Here is a 17,785-nt window from a genome sequence, read left to right as displayed (position 1 = left end):
TAAAATTATAACGTACCTCTATTTTCTTGCTCTCTTTCAATAGCTTCAAATAAAGCTTTGAAATTTCCTTTACCAAATGACTGAGCCCCTTTTCGTTGAATTATTTCAAAAAACATGGTTGGTCTATCTACAACTGGTTTTGTGAATAATTGCAATAAATAACCTTCGTCATCTCTGTCTATTAAAATACCATGTTTTTTTAGAACTTCAACATTCTCATCAATGTTACCAACACGCTCTATTAAATCGTCGTAATAGTTTTCAGGAACGTATAAAAATTCGACACCCCTATTTTTCATTTCTGAAACTGTTGCAACTATATCATTTGTTGCAACTGCAATATGTTGAATACCTGGACCATTATAAAAATCGATATATTCTTCAATTTGAGATTTTCTTTTTCCTTCGGCTGGTTCATTAATTGGGAATTTTATACGTCCGTTACCGTTAGACATTACTTTACTCATTAAAGCCGTGTATTCTGTAGATATATCTTTATCATCAAAAGAAATTATTTGTGCAAACCCCATAACTTTTGCATAAAACTCACACCATTTATTCATTTCATCCCAGCCTACATTACCTACCATGTGGTCTATAAATTTTAAACCTACAGGACTTGGGTTGTAATGAGATTCCCATTTTTTAAAGTTTGGTAAAAATACACCTGTATAATTTTTTCTTTCAACAAAAAGGTGAATAGTATCTCCGTATGTATGAATACCAGAACGAATAACATAGCCATTATCACCATCGTCTTCTCGTGTTGGTTCCATAAAAGATTTTGCGCCCCTTTTAGTTGTTTCTTCCCAAGATTTTGTAGCGTCTTCAACCCAAAGAGCAACTATTTTTACACCATCTCCGTGTTTGTTAATATGCTCATTAATTTCACCTCCTTCTTTTAATGAAGTTGTTAAAACCAGTCTTATTTTATCTTGTTTTAATACATAAGAAACACGGTCTTTCATGCCTGTTTCTAAACCTGCATAGGCATCAGACTGAAAACCAAAAGCTGTTTTATAAAAATGAGCAGATTGCTTTGCATTTCCAACATATAATTCAACATAATCGGTTCCTAATAACGGAAGGAAATCTTCTGCATCATCAAATAATTTTTTTAATGAATATTCTGTGTTTTGTAAATCTTTTAAATTTTTTATTTCGGATGACATGTTTTATATTTTTAATTATTTGTATTCCAAGATTTATAATAATTTTCTACTTTGAGTTTTAATGCTTCTTCAGTAATTGATAAAGGTTTAAAAGGATCTATCATGACAGCTAGTTCCTGAGTTTCTTTTTTACCAATACTTCTTTCTATAGCTCCAGGATGAGGTCCGTGTGGCACACCGCCTGGATGTAATGTTAGTTGTCCTAATTCAATGTTGTTTCTACTCATAAAATCGCCATCAACGTAATACAATAATTCATCAGAATCTATATTGGAATGATGGTATGGTGCTGGAATTGATTTTGGATGATAATCGTATAACCTCGGTACAAAGCTGCATACTACAAACCCCGCAGATTCCCACGTTTGATGTATTGGAGGTGGCATGTGAATTCTGCCAGTAATAGGTTCGAAATCGTGAATAGAAAAGGCAAATGGATAATGAAAGCCGTCCCATCCAACGACGTCAAAAGGATGATTTTTATATATGTACTCCCACATATTTCCTTGTTTTTTTACCTTAATTTTAAACGCCCCTTTTTCATCAAAAGTTTCTAGGTTATTTGGCAATTTAAAATCACGTTCACAAAAAGGTGCGTGTTCTAATAATTGCCCAAAATTGTTTCGGTATCTTTTTGGAGTAACTATAGGCTCAAAAGATTCTACATACAAAATTCTGTTTTCTTCAGAATCAAAATCTATTTGATAAATGACACCTTTAGGAATTATTACATAATCACCATATTTAAAATCAATTAAACCGTAACACGTTTTTAACTTTCCTGAGCCTTTATGTATAAATAACATTTCATCAGCATCAGCGTTTTTATAGAAATATTCTTTTGAAAACTCTATGGGTGCAGCTAGTCCAATATGTAAATCGGCGTTAACAAACAAAGTTTTTCTGCTTTCTAAATAATCCTTTTCTGGTTTTATAGAAAATCCTTTAAAACTTAGCGCTTTCATATTTTTTTCAATAGCTATTGTTGGTGCTATTGAGCCTAAATCTCTGATTTCAGAAACTACTGTTGGAGGATGTATATGATACAACAATGAAGAAATTCCTGTAAAGCCAGCGGTTCCAAAAAGCTCTTCTTGATACAAACCTCCTTCGCTTTTTGCAAAAGCAGTATGACGCTTTTTTGGAATCTTCCCTAAAGTATGATAACGTGCCATAAGTATATTATTTAGTTAATATTTATATATTTTAGTTAAGTGAAACTATTTTTAGCTTTTTTAAAGCTTTAACTAATGCTTCATTAGCGTCTCTAGTTCCAATTGAAATTCTTACTTTTCCAACTGCTCCAAAATTGTCTACAGGACGAATTGCAATCCCTTCTTGTGCTAAAAAATGAACAAATTCATTACTTGTAGTTGGTGGTGTTATTAAATAAAAATTGGCTTGAGTAGGATAATATTGAATTCCAAGTTTATCAAATTGTTCTTCTAAATAGATTTTTTCCGATTGAATAGTATCAACAGTTTGTTTAATAAATGAAAAATCAGTTAATGAAGCAATAGCCGCTTCTAAGGATAGTTTTGTAATTAAAAAAGGTTTGCAAATTTGTCTTAAATAAGCTGCGACTTCAATATTCATATATGAATACCCTACTCTTAACGAAGCCAAACCATAGGTTTTTGAAAAGCTATTAATAGCTATTAAATTTGGATATTTTGAAACATAATTTAAAGCTCTTACATAATTTTCCGCATCTGCAAAATGCCAATATACTTCATCAAAAACAACCACAACATTAGGAGGTAGTTGTTGCATTAAAGATTCAAATTTATTTTTTGAAATGTATGAACCTGTTGGGTTATTGGGGCTTGTTAAAAATATAATTCTAGTTTTATTTGTAACGGCGTTAATAATATTATTTACATCTAATGCATAGTTTTCTTTAATTAGAGGGACATCAATAACGGTTGCTCCAGACCAAGTAGAAAACATTTTATAAGGAACAAAACAAGGTGTAGAGACAATAACTTCATCTCCTTCTCTAATGAAGGCTCTAATGATTAAATCTATTAGTTCCGATCCGCTTGAAGCACAAATAAATTGATTTATATCCAATTGGTAATTGTATGACTTTACGAGCTCTTCTCTTAAGCGAATATCTGTAGCATCAGGATATAAATGTAAATCGTTTAATGCATTTTTAATAGCTTGTAAAGCACGAGGAGAAGTTCCAATAGGATTTTCATTAGAGGAAAGTTTATATGTTTTTTGATTTTCTTTTGTAGAAGAAATTCCTTTTCCTCCTTTATAACCGTTTTTAACTGTTAAATAAGGTTTGAATAGAGATTTTATGCTTTTCGAAATAGTTTTCATTGGTAAATTTAAGTGTGAAAATTAATTCTGTTCCCTAACAAATTTATATACAATCAACATAAAATGTTATTTTTCACTGTTATATGTTTAGTATTTGGTTTATTTATCTATTTATAATGTTTTTTATGTATTTTTATTCTTTAGTTGATAATTAGCATATTTGTTTAACATAATATTTATCTAAATGAAGACGAGATTAGACAAAATAGATTTGAAAATATTAGAGATTTTACAAAACGATTGTAGAATTACAACAAAAAAGTTAGCTGAAAGATTAAATCTTTCTCCAACTCCAGTTTTTGAAAGAATTAAAAAGTTAGAGAAAGAAGGGTATATTGATAAGTATGTTGCTTTATTAAATGAACGGAAAATTGGTTTAAAGCAAACTATATTTATTGGGGTTAAATTGAAAGGTCATACACGTAGTTACTTGCAAAAATTTTTAAATCAAGTTAATGATTTTAAGGAAGTTACAGAGTGTTATCAAGTGTCTGGAAATTTTGATTTTTTATTAAAAATTGTACTTGCCGATATTGATGCTTACGAAATATTTGTACAAACTAAACTTTCATTAATATCTGAACTTGGTAACGTTCATAGTTATATAGCCATTAAAAAGGGAAAATGCACGACTAAGTTAGATTTAAGTTCTCTATAGATAGAAATTAATGATTTTAACCTTTTACCCTCCAATCGTAATCATGCTTCTATTTTTGCTATGTAGTTTAGGTTCTTGAAGTTTTTCAATAGTATTCATGCCACCACGGATTTTAAATTTTGCTTGAACTGCTTTTTGAATAACAGGTTCAATAGATTTTCCTGCGCGGAGTGTGGTTAGCAAATCTGATTCTCCAGATGAAAATAAACAGTTTTTTAGTTGTCCGTTAGCAGTTAATCGCAACCTATTGCAAGAATCACAAAACGGATTGGTAACCGAACTTATAATAGCAAAGCTACCAGTGTAGTCTTTTATTTTATAGTTTTTGGAGGTGTCATTAGGCGCATCTTGTAGGCGTTCAATTTGCGTTTCGGAAAAAGCTGCATTTACATACTGCATAACTTCAGCATAAGACACCATTTTGCTCATATCCCATTTATTACCATCAAAAGGCATGAATTCAATAAACCGAACTGAAATTGGTAAATCTTTTGTGAAGTTGATAAAATCAATAATTTCGTTATCATTAAAGTCTTTCATTAAAACAGCATTCAATTTTACTTTGAAACCTTCTTTTACTAATAATAAAATATTGTTGTAAACTTTTTCAAATTGATCGCGACGCGTAATATGTTTAAATTTTTCTTTATCTAAGGAATCTAAACTCACGTTAATACTTTTAACCTTATTAGCTTTTAGTATATCAATAAATTTATCAATAATAACAGCATTAGACGTTATAGATAATTCTACAGGAAGCGTGGCCAATTTTTCTAAAATAATTGGAATATCTTTTCTAATTAAAGGTTCGCCACCTGTTAATCTTATTTTAGTAACACCATGTTTTACAAAGGTTTTTGCAATATCATATATTTCCTCGTAAGTCATTAAATGACTTTTAGGAGAGAGTTGCACGCCTTCTTCTGGCATACAATAAGAACAGCGTAAATTGCAGCGTTCAATTAATGAAATACGTAGGTAGGCGTGGTCTCTACCAAAATTATCTTGTAATATGTTTTTGTTATTATCCATTTAATCGTGTCTCGCACCTTTTAAAATTCTAAAAATATGTAATACCGATGGAAATATAGCATCCATGGATTCTTTAGCACCATTGGTTGATCCTGGCAAAGCCAATATCAAGGTGTCTTTTATAGTTCCTGCCACACTTCTAGAAAGCATAGAAAATGGCGTTCTGTCTTGTCCGTAATTACGGATGGCTTCTTCTATTCCTGGGATTCTTCGGTCTAATAAAGGCAATAAAGCTTCTGGAGTTACATCGCGTCCAGAAAGTCCTGTGCCACCTGTATAAATTATTAAATCGACACCAGCTTCTTGATAGCTTTTTGCTTTCTCTTGGATATCCTTTATTTCATCAGGAATAATAATGTAATCGGTGATTTTTACATCACAAGATTCTAATTTTTCAATAATAGCTTTTCCTGCTTTATCTTCTTTATGTCCTGCCGAAATTGTATCAGAACAAACAATAACTACGGCTGTTAAATCTTTTCTGAATTTATCTCTAAAGTCCGATTTTCCGCCTTTTTTATTCAGCAGTTTTATCGCGTGAATTTCTATGCCTTTATCAATAGGTTTTAGCATATCATACATATTTAAAGCTACAACGCTAGCACCATGCATGGCTTCAACTTCTACGCCTGTTTTGTAGATGGTTTTTACGGTAAAAAGTACGGTGATTTCTAATCCGTTTATGTCATATTCAACACCTGTAAATTCAATAGGCAAGGGGTGACAATCAGGTAAAATATCTGGTGTGCGTTTTACACCTAACAATCCTGCTGCTTTACTCATAGCAAATACGTTGCCCTTGGGAACGGTATCATTTTGTATGGCAGTAATTGTTTCTAGTTTACTAACTTTTACAACGGCTTGTGCTACTGCGGTTCTTAGTGTTGTACTTTTATGTGTGATATCGACCATTTTAAATTGAATATTTATTATTTTCTATTGATTATTTCCGGCTTGCTGTTTTTCTTGAAGCCATAAATATTGCTGTTAATTCGCTAGATTCTTTCATTAGATTTTCTATTTGATGTTTCTCAATTATATTTTCATCTAAGGCAAACTCTAACCAAAAGTTTGATTCATCGACTTCTTCAATAACAATACTGATTTTTGCAGTGAAACTAGGTTTAGATTGAGCAATACATGTAGCTCGATAATTTGCTGCAACAGAAGTAGAACATCTAATTAATTGACTTTTAATATGATTTGAAAGATATGCGTTAGGAAGCGATTGCGTTAATTTTACACAGTTGTGGGCGAAAATTTTAGTCCGTTTTTTTAGTTGTTCTTTCATGGAGCCTTAAATAATAAATATTCAATAGTCATTAATCAATTGTTTACTTTCCATTGGTGTGTATCATCTTCAAATAATTCTTTTCCAAAAACAGGAACATCTGCTTTTATGGCTTCAACAATATATTCTAATGCTTTAAAAACGACTTTTCTTCTAGGGGATGATACAAATACGAATAAACAAATTTCACCAGCTTTAACCATTCCTAAACTATGATAAATATGCATACAAGTGAGTTCGAATTTCTCAAAAGCTGCTTCTCTAATCTCGTGAAACTTTACATTTGCCATATCTTCATAAGCTGTATATTCTATGGCAGAAACCGTTTTGTTGTCAATAATATCCGCTCTTACTTGTCCTAAAAATATATTGTGCGCGCCAATACTTGTTTTAGTTTGGTGTTTTGCAATAGATTCTCCAATAAATTCTGAAGAAATAGCACCTTGTTTAAATACGCTTTTAGGTTTTTTATTTGTCATTTGTCTTTTTTTTAGATCTATAGGTTTTTAAAACCTGTCAGGTCTGTTTTACCTTTATAATTATGTGTTAATTTGAGTATTTCTACAGCACCTTCCTTTAGGCTGAAGCAATTAGAAATATTTAGTTTGTTTAAAATTGAAACAGCTTGTTTACTTCGTATTCCTGATTGACAAAAAATAGCTTTCTTTTTTGCTGTATCGATTTTATCTATATTATTTTCCAATGTACTTAATGGAATATTTGTGACTTCGAAATTTTTAATTTTTGGTTGTTCATGTGTTTCTCTAACATCAATAAATTGAATGTTTTCTTCAAATAAAATACCTTTAATTGATATAGGAATAACCTCTATTTCACAATTAAATTCCATCTGTTTTTTATGAAAATTATCTTTGTCTTTTAAAACAGATTGAATAACGTCTTCGTTTCTATTAATTTTTAATATTGAATTATGAAGCGTCAATGCATTATAGCAAAGTAATTTACCTGAAAGTGCGTTGCCAATACCTAAAATAATTTTTAAAACTTCATTGGCTTGCATGCTACCAATAATACCGGGAAGTACACCTAAAACACCAATTTCGGAACAATTAGGAACCGTTCCTTTTTCTGGTGGATTTGGAAATAGGCATCGGTAACTAGGACCGTTATTATAGTTAAAAACAGAAACCTGACCTTCAAATTTATAAATGGATCCAAAAACTAACGGTTTGTTTGTAATAATACATGTATCGTTTACCAGATAGCGCGTGTCAAAATTATCAGAGCCATCAACAATAATATCATATTGATTAAATAAATTAATGGCATTTTGGTGCGTTAGTTTTTCCGCATAAGCGATAATTGAAATACTGTCGTTTAAATCTTTTAAACGTTCTTTTGCCGCTTCTGCTTTATTTTTTTCTAATGATGATGTTCCAAATAATACTTGACGTTGTAGGTTTGAAATATCCACTACATCGAAATCAACAATTCCAATAGTGCCAATACCAGCGGCTGTTAAATATTGTAAAACAGGGCAGCCCAAACCGCCAGCACCAATAACTAATACTTTGGCGTCGGAAAGTTTATTTTGACCTTCTTGTCCTATTTCTGATAAAATGATATGTCTGTTGTATCTGTTTGTCATTCTTGCTAAGGCAGGAATCTCATCCTACCATTTCTATTTTTGATGTTTACTAATCCTGCAAGGTTTCCATAACCTTGGTAGGTCTTTTTTTTATACTTCTCCTAGATACCTTCAAGGTCAAAAAAAACCTTGCAGGATATTTTACCCTCCAGCAAAAGGAGGTAAGAGTGCTAATTCTGCTCCAGTTAATTCCGTTTCAATAGTTACTAATTCCTGGTTTTGTGCAATTTGAAAATCCTTAGTTTTTAAACTGCTATATTTTGAATATAAAAGCTCTAGTAATTCAGAAATTAAATGCCCAGAAAACTCTAAAGATTCTTCATCTTGTTGTGTTATTTCGGCTATTTGTCCAAAATATTTAACGGTTATATACATCTTCAATCGCTTTTAATTGGTTTTGTGTATTCACATTCATTGTAAATATATCATGCTCTAATTCTAATACTATATTTTTTGTTTTGCATGTGTTGACGGCAATTCGTAAACGTCTTTCATCGGTTTTTAATAGCTCACCAAAAATATTTTTACATTGTTTTTTATATAATGCAATAAGGGGCATTGATTTACCATTGCTTTCAATTTGAATGACTTCGGAAGTATCATCTATAGCTTTAATTAATTTTTTTAATATATCTGATGTAATCAAAGGAATATCGCAGCTTAAAATTAAATTATATTCAGTTGAAGAAGCTTCTAATCCAGAATAAATGCCTGCAACTGGTCCTGCATTTTTTGTAATATCGCTTATGCGTTTAAATCCGAATACATCATAATCAGGATTATCTGAAACAATTAAGATTTCAGATACTAGAGGTTTTATTGCATCAATGCTATATTGTGTAAAAGGCTTTTCGTTTAATAACAGAAAACCTTTATCCGTTCCCATACGAGTACTTTTTCCACCCGCCAAAATAATACCAGTTATGTTTTTTTTGTCTAACATTTTATGTGAAAAATAATTTAAAGCAGGCTATGGTTAATACAAAAGCCAAAATGTAGCGAAGCTTTTTGTTGTTTATCTTTTTACTGCCATAATAGCCTCCAAAAATGCCACCGATAAGCGCAATAGCAACTAATAAAAATGATTCTTTTTCTAAAACAACACCGCTACTTAATTGTCCGATAAGTCCTGAAGCAGAATTTACCCAGATAAATAATGCTGAAACGGCTGCGGCTTCTTTCATTTTACCCCAATGCAGCAATAATATAATTGGTGTTAAAATGATACCGCCTCCAATACCTATAAGCCCTGAGAAAAAACCAATAATACCGCCAACAATTAAACCTTGCCAAAGTTTGATATCTTTTATAGTGTCCTTTTCTTTTCCGAAAACATTCAGCATTTTTAAAATGGCAAATACCAATAAAACGGCTAATATTTTTTTATAAATAGAAGCGTCAATTTCAATCGTACCTCCTAAAAAGGCAAATGGAATTGAAGTCATTGCAAATGCAAAAAATAGCTTTTTATTGAAAAACCCTTCTTTGTAATAATAATAAAACGAAATGCCTGCAACAAATAAATTAAGAAGTAGGGCAGTGGGTTTCATGGTTTCAGGTGCAAACGAAAACAAAGCCATAAGCGCCAAATAACCACTAGCACCTCCATGACCTACGCTAGAATACAAAAATGAGATTATTGGCAGGATGAATAGAAAGGCGTATATGTATTGGTTTTCTAACATTTAAAGCGCTTCTATTTTTTCCAATTGTTTATCTAAAAAGTTCCAACAATTTTTGTTGATGTCGTCAAAAACTTTAATTAAAGATTTGCCATAATCTGTTAATTCGGCACCACCGCCACCTTTGCCACCAGTACTATTTAAAGTTACTGGCTTTTTAGCTGATTTATTTACAGAGTCTATAAGGTTCCAAGCTTTTTTATAGGATAGATTTAATGATTTTGCTGCTTTAGAAAGTGAACCAGTTGCTTCAATAGCTTTTAATAATTGAACCCTGCCTTCACCTAAAAGCACATGATTATCATGTTCAATCCAAACTCTACTTTTAATTTTATAGTTCATAACCTTATTTTAAGATGGAAGTAAAATAACCTCTACGTTGTCATTAATAGAAATATTAGAAACGGTTCCAGGTATAAAAACCAATGCGTTTGAAAGCGCAAATGTTTGTAGCATGGATGAATTTTGTCCTTCTAAAATTTCAACATTGTTAGCATTATAAATCGCTTTTAAAAATTGGGGTCTATCGCCTTTCTTTTCAAAGTTTGATAACGATTTTGCTTTAATACGAGGTAATTCGATAACGTCTCTATTCATCATTTTTTGCAATGCGATATTCACATAAACATAAAAACAACTAAGTGCCGCAGCAGGATTTCCTGGTAGAGCAAAAATGAGCGTGTTGTCTTTTTTTCCAAAGAAAAGAGGCTTTCCTGGTTTTTGCTTTACTTTATAAAAGATATTTTCAGTGTTTAATTCAATAAGTGATTTTCCAACAAAATCGTAATCACCAACCGAAATACCACCAGTTACAATAACCAAATCATTTTCATTTATAACTGTTTGAAGTTTCGATTTTGTTTTTTCATAATCATCCTCAACTTTGTGTAGAGAAATATCATAAAACTTTAAATTATATAAGGCATTTTGAAGCATTGTAGAATTGCTTTCGTAAATCTGACCATAATTTAAAGGTTGTCCTGCTTTTACCAATTCATTTCCTGTGGTTACTAATGCAATTAATGGTTTTTTGAAAACAGAAACGGTTGTTATTCCTAGTGACGTTAAATAACCTATGGCTGCTGGTGTTAGTTTTGTTCCTTTTTTTAAAGCGATGTCTCCTGCTTTAACTTGCTCACCAAGTGGTCTAATATTTGTTTCTTGGTTTATACTATGCTCAATTGTTATTTTATCACCATCATTGTTAACTTTTTCCTGCATCATAATAGCATTTGCAGTATCTGGGACAGGTGCACCCGTAAAAATTCTAACGGCTTCTCCCTTTTTTAAAATGGGTTGATGGTTATCTCCAGCTTTCACTTCATCAATCAAAGAGTAGCTTAAATTATCATGCAAATTCAACGCATAGCCATCCATTGCCGATTGTCTGAAAGGAGGCATGTTAATTGGTGAATAGACATCTTTAAATAGTATGTAGCCTCCAGCTTTTTCAACAGGTTTTATAGCCTCTTTTAAAAGCGGTTTGGTGTTCTTTTTAACTAAATGAATAGCATCTTCTACGGAAATCATTTAAATATCGTTATGTATTTGCAAATATAACGAATTCTATATAAAATAACTTCTGATATCTACTAGTTTTTGAAGGTGTATTTAGATTCCCGATTTCTCGGCAATGACAATTTTAATAGATACCTCGACGCTAAAAGTCGAGGAGTTCTTTTTGATTAACAACCGCCTTCAGTCGTTTTTTTCTTTTTCTTTCTAACTGTAATTGTTTTTTTAGGAGTATGATTCTGTATTACAGTATTAACATTTCCATTTTTTTTAGATGCATTTATAAAAGCAGTCACATCAGCTTTAGATTTCTCAATATCACTATTTTTTGTGATTAATTTATTTTGAACATAACTATTTTCAGCAGTCAATAATTTTATATTATCATAGCCTAATTGGTAGAGAAGTAAAAAAGGCATATTAACTTCATGGGGATTATTCCCATATAGAATGGCTGTTTTATTGGTGTTTTTTAATTCTTTAAAGATGTTTAAATTTTTTTCATCTAAAAGATCTGGAGTATGAATGTTTACAGCATTTGTTAAATGACCTTTATCAAATTCGTATGCACTTCTTATATCAACTAATACATGATTTTGATTATTAATATCATTTAGGTTTACAAAGTAATTTTGGCTTGATAATTTTTCGAGTGTGCTTTTAGAATTATACTTATATGTGTTCTTTGGTCTTTTGTATGTAAGAAGACCAATTAATATAGCTAATATAAAAAGTGTTGAAGCAATTGATATTCGTTTTATTTTTTCTAACTCTTTCATCCGTTATATATTTTTTTAACTGTTAAATTTAGCAACCACCTTCGGCAGTTTTCTTTTTCTTTTTAACTGTTATTATTTGTTTTGGAGTTATTTTAATAGGAGTATTTGATGTTACTTGATCTGGATAAACGACCCCATAAAACATACTGGCTGCTTTTCTTGTTGTGTACAATTCAAATGCTTCAGAAGGCATGTTTTCGTCGGGTTCTTGCGGATTGATAATAGTAGCAAACCATTTATTTATACCACCTTTTAAAACATGTAAATTTTTATATTCTAAGCGGTTACATATTGCCCAAGCTTGATCTGCATAAAAATTATCATTTGAAAAGAATACGACATCAAATTGATCTTGATTTAAAAAAGATTCAAACGTTTCATCCAGTAAATTTTTTAATGGAATATTGATAGCGTTTGGAAGTGTATACTTAGTGTAGCTATCTTCATCACGTACATCAATGAGTATAAAAGAAGGATCTTGATTAATTAATTTATCAGAAATTTGATCGCTAGATACATATCTTTCAAGACTAATAATATTGCTAAGTAATTGTTCGGCAGGTATGCCTTCGCTCTTTTCGTATTTAGGCAATAAAACCAAGCCACCAGCAAGCATAATAAGTATGGCTGCCATTATTTTGTATCTTAATGCTAAAATTTTAGCGGTTCTTTTTTTAACCATCATCGAGTTCATTTAATTAATAAAATACTTTTTTAACTCTTTTTCTTATGAAATCTGATGCCACAAATGCCACAATAGCTATAATAGCAAAAATGAATATAAACCAATACGGATTCCAATCGAATGAATCTATTAAAGTGATGTTACCTAAAAAATAGCCGTTATAAATAGGCTCAATAAAAGTGTAAAGTTCTGAAAATAAGAAAACACCAATCATGATACCTATTACATATACCCAAGCATCTAACTTGCCAATAGCCACAGCACATAAACTTGTTCCTGGGCAAAAGCCTCCTGCAACAAAACCAATACCCATAATGACACCTCCAATTATGGCTGCCCATATATAAGTAGGGTGTACATACAATTGGGTAATGTCTAAATACCCTAAATAATCCATGTAATAAATACCAATTACAGATACAGCTGCAGCGGTAAAAAATACTTTTAATACTGCGAAATCGTATCCGTAAAAGACACCAGCCAGTTTTCTTGAAGATGAAAAGCCAGAAGCTTCTAAAATAAACCCGAAAACAATACCGATTAAAATGGCAATGATGCTATCCCATTCCATAGGAATTGTGCCATCAGGAATTAAAGGTCCCATATTTTATATTTTTAAATTAATTAAATCCAATTTTTTCTAAATAAATAAGCAAACAAATAAGCGGAGCCAAAAATGGCGAGCATGGTTATAAAACCACCAGTAGATAATACTGCCATGCCGCTTAATGCTGCACCACTTGTGCAACCTCTTGCTATTTGTGCGCCTAATCCAAAGAGTATACCGCCACCTAATGCGAAAATAAGTCGGCGTTTGCTTGTTATTTTAGGCGAATGTTGAACACGCCAACTAATTCTTCCACTTAATCCACCGGAAATAAAAGCGCCTAATAATACACCAAGTGCTTCATAAACTAACCAGGTATTCATTGGAGTATCGCCTTTACTAAGAAATTTGCTGTAATACGCATTGTTTTCGGCATGTGTTGGAGCTACTTTATCAACTATAGTAACGACACTACTTTTCATAGCGCCACTTGCTCCTAAACCTCTTCCGGTAAGGAAAAAGGTTAAAATGATTAATATACCTAATAGAAACCCTCCGTAATAGGGATTCCAGTAAGTATGTTTGTTTGTTGATTTATTTGCTAGTTTCATGTGTTTGTATTTATTGTTTTTTTATTTGTCACATGTCGCATCCATATAATCATTCCCTTGGGTATTGATATTTTTGTTATGGATGTTTCATGTGTTTATATTTTTTAATATAGAAATCGTGTTAATTGTCCAGCTTCTATCATAACAAATCTAAAAATGAGTCCGCCTAAAATGACCAATAAAGCTGGTACTATAACGGGGACTTTAAAGCCTAATAGTTCTATAAGCTCTAGAACAGCTGGGATTATTAAACCTAAGATTACTACAAAACCAAAGAACATTAGCGTAAAATCGCCACCCACTAATAATTGCATAGCTTCTAATTGTACTTGAGAGCCAGCATAGTATCCCATAATCATGTGTGTGATTAAAGCTAATTCGATAATAATTAATCCTAAATCTATCTTTCCAAACAAATGTTTTTCGGCAGCTGTTTTTGATAATAAAATAATTGCCGCTGCGCCTGTTGAAAGTCCCGAAACTAAAAATAGGGGGCCTAAAATAGCATTGTTCCAAAGCGGTCGGGCATTGAAAGCTGATAATAATATACCTGTGTAAACACCTAAAATTAGTGCTAAAGGAATTAGAGCATATGCTATGTTTTTTCTGTGCTTTATAGTGAATTTTTCAACAGCATTTAAAAATTTAAGACGATTGAATATTTTTAGTTTAGCTTCTAGTTTTGGATACACTTCTCTGTAATAACTAAACGTCCAAAGAAATGATAAGGGTGTTGTAATTAGTAACACCCAAGCTCCCCAAGACATTGGGGATTCAATTCTAAACGTGGTATATAATTGCCAGGTGTATAACGGATGTGTTAAATCGTATACCAATGCTAATAAACCTAATGACAATGCTATAGGAGGAATTACAGATGCTGTTTTTACAGCTGTTGGATATTTGTTTTCTTCACCTAAAATATAAAGTAAGGCGGCAAAAAATGAAATGCCAGCAGCAAGCCCTCCTAAAAACAAATAAAGTGCTATTGGCCAATGCCAAATTTCTAATGAAGGATCAATATTTGGAATATGTCGTCCGCTTGTAAATAATTCTTCTTGCATCTTGTATACTTTTTAAATTAAGTAAAATACATGTGGATTGGTTCCTGCTTCAGGAGCTAATGTTTTGTATTTTCTATTTTTTAATAATTGTGAAACTTCACTGTTAGGGTTGTCTAAATCTCCAAAATACATACACTTAGTTGGGCATACAGAAACACATGCTGGTAGTTGTCCTTTTTTTAGTCTGTGATGACAAAACGTGCATTTATCTACATAACCATCAGGATGTTGGTAACGTGCATCATAAGAACATGATTCTATACATGCTCCACAACCAATACATTCATCTGCTGTTACAAGCACAATGCCACCATCAACTATATGGCTAGCCCCTGTAGGGCAACATCTTACACATGGTGCGTTTTCACAATGGTTACATCTTTCAGATTTTAACTCTAAAGCTATGTTTGGATATGTGCCTGAAACTGTTTCGGTAATCCAATCTCTACAATAACCAATGGGTACATCATTTTCTGTTTGACAGGCAACCACGCAATCACTACATCCAACACATTTTAAAGTGTCTATTACCATGGCATATCTCATAGTTCAATATTTTTATGTGGATTTTCAGTTAAAATTGAAACAAAATTTCCTCTAAGTCCTGTGCCTCCCATTAATGGGTCTATCACTACTTTTGAAATTAGTTCGGTATCACTAACACCTTTTCCAAAAGCTCTGGTTAATTTTTTATTGTTATGACCAAAACCATGATACATATAAACAGAATCCCATCTAATTCTTTCAGTAACTCTCACTTTTATAGAGAATGTTGAAAGCTTATCATCTTGATTTTTTAACCAGACTTCCTGACCTTTTTTTAGGTCTAATATCCGAGCCACTTTAGGGTTTACCCAAAGAGTGTTTTCGTCTTTTAAATCACTTAGATTAGGATTGTTTATGGTTCTACTAAAGGTATGCATAGGCGATCTACCATAATTTAACCTATAGAATCCTTGTGGTGGTTCTGGATGAGGTGTGTAAACAGGCATCGGGTCAAAACCTTTTTCAGCTAATTGGTGTGAATAGAATTCAATTTTTCCACTGAGCGTACCAAATTCGTAATCTTGTCCATCTTCCAAGAAAAGTGGACCAGAAGTTCTTTCAAATTTTTTGACACCTATTTTTTTCATTTCTTCTAAAGAAGTCCCCATTTTGTTTAGTTGCCATTCTATTACGTCTTCAAAATCGTTGTAATTAAAATAATCACCCAAACCGAGGCGTTCACCAATTTCTTTACTTATCCACCATGCTGGTTTTGAATTATATTTTGGTTTTACAGCAGGAACTCTAACAGCAATAGAAGGCGTTCTATTTGTGGCAGACCGTATACCATCATAACGTTCCAAGTATGTGCATTCTGGTAGTACAACATCCGCATAACCTGTAATTTCCATTGGCATGGTATCTATAACGACCATAAAGTCTACGGCATTAATAGCTTCAATTGTTTTTTCCCGTTGTGGTAAGGTGTTAATTAAGTTTGTGCCAGCAATCAACCACGCTTTTATGGGGTGTTTATTGTCTTTATTTGGTATGGTAGCTTTTACTAACTCTGAAGTAATACCCATTTCCGAAAAAGGGTATTGTTTCCCTAAATCATGCCATCCCCATTTTGGTTCTGGATATTTAGGATGTGGGTATTTTGGAATACTAATTTTTTCTTTAAAGTAGAAACCACCTCGATTTCCCCAAGAACCTAATAGTCCGTTTAAAATAGCAATAGCTCTTGATCTTTGTGAATCATCTCCATACCAAGTTACATGGCGTCCTGGGTGAACAATAACAGAAGGCGCTGATGCGGCCATTGTTCGAGCTGTTTTTCTTATTTCTTCTGGTTTTATGGTGGTTATACCATAAGCCCATTCTGGAGTAAATGGTTTAACGTGTGCTTTTAATTCGTCAAAGCCTAAAGCATATGTATCAACATATTTTTTATTGTATAAATCTTCCTCTATTAACACATGCATCCAGGAGAGTAGTAAAGCAATATCGGTAGCTGGTTTAATAGCTAACCAATGTTTTGATTTACTAGCAGCTGTAGAAAATCTCGGATCTACAGTAATAATGGTTGCTCCGTTATCAATAGCGTCCGACATTTCTTGAACTTGACTATTATGCATATTCTCTCCAATATGAGAGCCTATAAGGACTAAACATTTAGTATCTCTTATATCTGTAGGTTCAGGGGAGCCAATCCATGAACCAAAGGTAAGTCCAAAACCAGTTTCTCTAGGGCCTCGGCATTGTGCATAGGCAGGTTCGGCAATCGTGTCAGATCCAAAGGCTTTAAATAAATGTTCTAAATGACTTCCAGGAGAACCATGTTTAAGTAGTGCAACAGATTCGGCACCGTATTTTTCTTTTATGTTTTTAAATTTTGAAGCAATCAAATCTAGCGCTTCTTCCCAACTAGCCTCTCTATATGTTTCTTCACCATTTATAGTAGTTCGTATTAAAGGTGTTTTAAGTCGGTCTTCATCATGATACATGCCTACACCTCCAGTTCCTCTTGGACATAAGCGACCATTGCAATGTGGGTCATCATCATTACCAATAATTTTTTTAATCTCATTGTTTTCATTGGTAAAGGCCCAAGCTGCACATTTCCAAAAACATACCTCACAATAGGTAGCCGTTTTTTTAAGGTTTTTTACAATATTTTGGGCTACTATTTCATTTAAATATGAATTTTTACCAAAAACATTTAATGCTGATGCTGAAGCAACAACACCTCCTAATCCTAATGCAGAAATTTTAATGAATTTTCTTCTCGAAGTAGTCATAAATATTACTGTTTATACAGGAG

General features: G+C 32.3%; 21 protein-coding genes. 1 reads left to right on the top strand and 20 read right to left on the bottom strand.

The window, feature by feature from the left end; translation table 11 throughout:
• Positions 1-5 precede the first annotated feature (5 nt).
• Genes hppD through hisC form a run of 3 tightly spaced genes read right to left on the bottom strand, consistent with a single transcriptional unit; the run spans position 6 to position 3,503 of the window.
• The gene (gene hppD, locus RHP49_00625) at positions 6-1,172 is read right to left on the bottom strand and encodes a 4-hydroxyphenylpyruvate dioxygenase (protein WNH12778.1); all 1,167 of its coding nucleotides are present in this window, start codon (positions 1,170-1,172) and stop codon (positions 6-8) included.
• Positions 1,173-1,183: 11 nt separating this feature from the next.
• The gene (locus RHP49_00620; protein WNH12777.1) at positions 1,184-2,347 is read right to left on the bottom strand and encodes a homogentisate 1,2-dioxygenase; all 1,164 of its coding nucleotides are present in this window, start codon (positions 2,345-2,347) and stop codon (positions 1,184-1,186) included.
• A 31-nt stretch (positions 2,348-2,378) separates the two neighbouring features.
• A complete protein-coding gene (gene hisC / locus RHP49_00615) occupies positions 2,379-3,503 on the bottom strand; it encodes a histidinol-phosphate transaminase (protein ID WNH12776.1) in 1,125 nt (374 codons plus the stop codon).
• A 184-nt stretch (positions 3,504-3,687) separates the two neighbouring features.
• On the opposite strand from hisC, the gene RHP49_00610 reads away from it, so the two are divergent.
• Positions 3,688-4,161, top strand: a complete 474-nt coding sequence (locus RHP49_00610; protein WNH12775.1) for an Lrp/AsnC family transcriptional regulator — start codon at positions 3,688-3,690, stop codon at positions 4,159-4,161.
• 24 nt (positions 4,162-4,185) lie between these two features.
• Here the strand turns inward: RHP49_00610 and moaA are convergent, their stop codons facing one another.
• The 17 genes from moaA to RHP49_00525 all read right to left on the bottom strand — a co-directional run bounded on the left by moaA (position 4,186) and on the right by RHP49_00525 (position 17,762).
• The gene (moaA, locus tag RHP49_00605; GenBank protein WNH12774.1) at positions 4,186-5,193 is read right to left on the bottom strand and encodes a GTP 3',8-cyclase MoaA; all 1,008 of its coding nucleotides are present in this window, start codon (positions 5,191-5,193) and stop codon (positions 4,186-4,188) included.
• Positions 5,194-6,105 carry a bifunctional molybdenum cofactor biosynthesis protein MoaC/MoaB gene (gene moaCB, locus RHP49_00600; protein ID WNH12773.1) on the bottom strand — a complete coding sequence of 304 codons (912 nt, stop codon included), beginning with the start codon at positions 6,103-6,105 and terminating at the stop codon, positions 5,194-5,196.
• 31 nt (positions 6,106-6,136) lie between these two features.
• Complete coding sequence (locus RHP49_00595) at positions 6,137-6,484, bottom strand: four helix bundle protein (GenBank protein WNH12772.1); 348 nt, start codon at positions 6,482-6,484, stop codon at positions 6,137-6,139.
• 35 nt (positions 6,485-6,519) lie between these two features.
• Positions 6,520-6,963 carry a molybdenum cofactor biosynthesis protein MoaE gene (locus RHP49_00590; GenBank protein ID WNH12771.1) on the bottom strand — a complete coding sequence of 148 codons (444 nt, stop codon included), beginning with the start codon at positions 6,961-6,963 and terminating at the stop codon, positions 6,520-6,522.
• A gap of 17 nt (positions 6,964-6,980) precedes the next feature.
• On the bottom strand, positions 6,981-8,093 hold the full coding sequence (locus tag RHP49_00585) for a HesA/MoeB/ThiF family protein (GenBank protein WNH12770.1): 1,113 nt from the start codon (positions 8,091-8,093) through the stop codon (positions 6,981-6,983).
• Positions 8,094-8,234: 141 nt separating this feature from the next.
• On the bottom strand, positions 8,235-8,468 hold the full coding sequence (locus tag RHP49_00580; GenBank protein WNH12769.1) for a MoaD/ThiS family protein: 234 nt from the start codon (positions 8,466-8,468) through the stop codon (positions 8,235-8,237).
• On the bottom strand, positions 8,452-9,036 hold the full coding sequence (locus RHP49_00575) for a molybdenum cofactor guanylyltransferase (protein WNH12768.1): 585 nt from the start codon (positions 9,034-9,036) through the stop codon (positions 8,452-8,454). The genes RHP49_00580 and RHP49_00575 overlap by 17 nt, the downstream gene beginning before the upstream one ends.
• Before the next feature lies 1 nt (position 9,037).
• Positions 9,038-9,778, bottom strand: a complete 741-nt coding sequence (locus tag RHP49_00570) for a sulfite exporter TauE/SafE family protein (GenBank protein WNH12767.1) — start codon at positions 9,776-9,778, stop codon at positions 9,038-9,040.
• Positions 9,779-10,117: a LysR family transcriptional regulator gene (locus RHP49_00565; protein ID WNH12766.1), complete on the bottom strand. Its 339-nt coding sequence runs from the start codon at positions 10,115-10,117 to the stop codon at positions 9,779-9,781.
• Between the two features lie 9 nt (positions 10,118-10,126).
• Positions 10,127-11,305 carry a molybdopterin molybdotransferase MoeA gene (locus RHP49_00560; protein ID WNH12765.1) on the bottom strand — a complete coding sequence of 393 codons (1,179 nt, stop codon included), beginning with the start codon at positions 11,303-11,305 and terminating at the stop codon, positions 10,127-10,129.
• 155 nt (positions 11,306-11,460) lie between these two features.
• Positions 11,461-12,069, bottom strand: coding sequence for a rhodanese-like domain-containing protein (locus tag RHP49_00555; protein WNH12764.1), 609 nt, complete (start codon positions 12,067-12,069; stop codon positions 11,461-11,463).
• Positions 12,070-12,097: 28 nt separating this feature from the next.
• Positions 12,098-12,754, bottom strand: coding sequence for a rhodanese-like domain-containing protein (locus RHP49_00550; protein WNH12763.1), 657 nt, complete (start codon positions 12,752-12,754; stop codon positions 12,098-12,100).
• A gap of 13 nt (positions 12,755-12,767) precedes the next feature.
• Positions 12,768-13,358, bottom strand: coding sequence for a YeeE/YedE thiosulfate transporter family protein (locus RHP49_00545; GenBank protein WNH12762.1), 591 nt, complete (start codon positions 13,356-13,358; stop codon positions 12,768-12,770).
• Positions 13,359-13,378: 20 nt separating this feature from the next.
• A complete protein-coding gene (locus RHP49_00540) occupies positions 13,379-13,912 on the bottom strand; it encodes a YeeE/YedE thiosulfate transporter family protein (protein WNH12761.1) in 534 nt (177 codons plus the stop codon).
• Between the two features lie 104 nt (positions 13,913-14,016).
• Positions 14,017-14,976 (bottom strand): NrfD/PsrC family molybdoenzyme membrane anchor subunit, encoded by a 960-nt coding sequence (gene nrfD, locus RHP49_00535; protein WNH12760.1) that lies wholly within the window; start codon positions 14,974-14,976, stop codon positions 14,017-14,019.
• A gap of 12 nt (positions 14,977-14,988) precedes the next feature.
• On the bottom strand, positions 14,989-15,522 hold the full coding sequence (locus RHP49_00530) for a 4Fe-4S dicluster domain-containing protein (GenBank protein ID WNH12759.1): 534 nt from the start codon (positions 15,520-15,522) through the stop codon (positions 14,989-14,991).
• Positions 15,519-17,762 (bottom strand): molybdopterin-dependent oxidoreductase, encoded by a 2,244-nt coding sequence (locus tag RHP49_00525; protein WNH12758.1) that lies wholly within the window; start codon positions 17,760-17,762, stop codon positions 15,519-15,521. Before RHP49_00525 ends, RHP49_00530 begins: the two co-directional genes overlap by 4 nt.
• Positions 17,763-17,785: the final 23 nt, after the last annotated feature.

The organism is Flavobacteriaceae bacterium HL-DH10 (assembly GCA_031826515.1).
In the GTDB taxonomy this organism is placed as follows: domain Bacteria; phylum Bacteroidota; class Bacteroidia; order Flavobacteriales; family Flavobacteriaceae; genus Thalassobellus; species Thalassobellus suaedae.
The sequence above is the reverse complement of the archived record's forward strand: the minus strand, read 5'-3'. Positions and strand labels throughout refer to the sequence as shown.

Coding starts and splice junctions, on each gene's coding strand:
- hppD (WNH12778.1), bottom strand. CDS start 1,172: ATGTCATCCGAAATAAAAAATTTAAAAGATTTACAAAACACAGAATAT.
- RHP49_00620 (WNH12777.1), bottom strand. CDS start 2,347: ATGGCACGTTATCATACTTTAGGGAAGATTCCAAAAAAGCGTCATACT.
- hisC (WNH12776.1), bottom strand. CDS start 3,503: ATGAAAACTATTTCGAAAAGCATAAAATCTCTATTCAAACCTTATTTA.
- RHP49_00610 (WNH12775.1), top strand. CDS start 3,688: ATGAAGACGAGATTAGACAAAATAGATTTGAAAATATTAGAGATTTTA.
- moaA (WNH12774.1), bottom strand. CDS start 5,193: ATGGATAATAACAAAAACATATTACAAGATAATTTTGGTAGAGACCAC.
- moaCB (WNH12773.1), bottom strand. CDS start 6,105: ATGGTCGATATCACACATAAAAGTACAACACTAAGAACCGCAGTAGCA.
- RHP49_00595 (WNH12772.1), bottom strand. CDS start 6,484: ATGAAAGAACAACTAAAAAAACGGACTAAAATTTTCGCCCACAACTGT.
- RHP49_00590 (WNH12771.1), bottom strand. CDS start 6,963: ATGACAAATAAAAAACCTAAAAGCGTATTTAAACAAGGTGCTATTTCT.
- RHP49_00585 (WNH12770.1), bottom strand. CDS start 8,093: ATGACAAACAGATACAACAGACATATCATTTTATCAGAAATAGGACAA.
- RHP49_00580 (WNH12769.1), bottom strand. CDS start 8,468: ATGTATATAACCGTTAAATATTTTGGACAAATAGCCGAAATAACACAA.
- RHP49_00575 (WNH12768.1), bottom strand. CDS start 9,036: ATGTTAGACAAAAAAAACATAACTGGTATTATTTTGGCGGGTGGAAAA.
- RHP49_00570 (WNH12767.1), bottom strand. CDS start 9,778: ATGTTAGAAAACCAATACATATACGCCTTTCTATTCATCCTGCCAATA.
- RHP49_00565 (WNH12766.1), bottom strand. CDS start 10,117: ATGAACTATAAAATTAAAAGTAGAGTTTGGATTGAACATGATAATCAT.
- RHP49_00560 (WNH12765.1), bottom strand. CDS start 11,305: ATGATTTCCGTAGAAGATGCTATTCATTTAGTTAAAAAGAACACCAAA.
- RHP49_00555 (WNH12764.1), bottom strand. CDS start 12,069: ATGAAAGAGTTAGAAAAAATAAAACGAATATCAATTGCTTCAACACTT.
- RHP49_00550 (WNH12763.1), bottom strand. CDS start 12,754: ATGATGGTTAAAAAAAGAACCGCTAAAATTTTAGCATTAAGATACAAA.
- RHP49_00545 (WNH12762.1), bottom strand. CDS start 13,358: ATGGGACCTTTAATTCCTGATGGCACAATTCCTATGGAATGGGATAGC.
- RHP49_00540 (WNH12761.1), bottom strand. CDS start 13,912: ATGAAACTAGCAAATAAATCAACAAACAAACATACTTACTGGAATCCC.
- nrfD (WNH12760.1), bottom strand. CDS start 14,976: ATGCAAGAAGAATTATTTACAAGCGGACGACATATTCCAAATATTGAT.
- RHP49_00530 (WNH12759.1), bottom strand. CDS start 15,522: ATGAGATATGCCATGGTAATAGACACTTTAAAATGTGTTGGATGTAGT.
- RHP49_00525 (WNH12758.1), bottom strand. CDS start 17,762: ATGACTACTTCGAGAAGAAAATTCATTAAAATTTCTGCATTAGGATTA.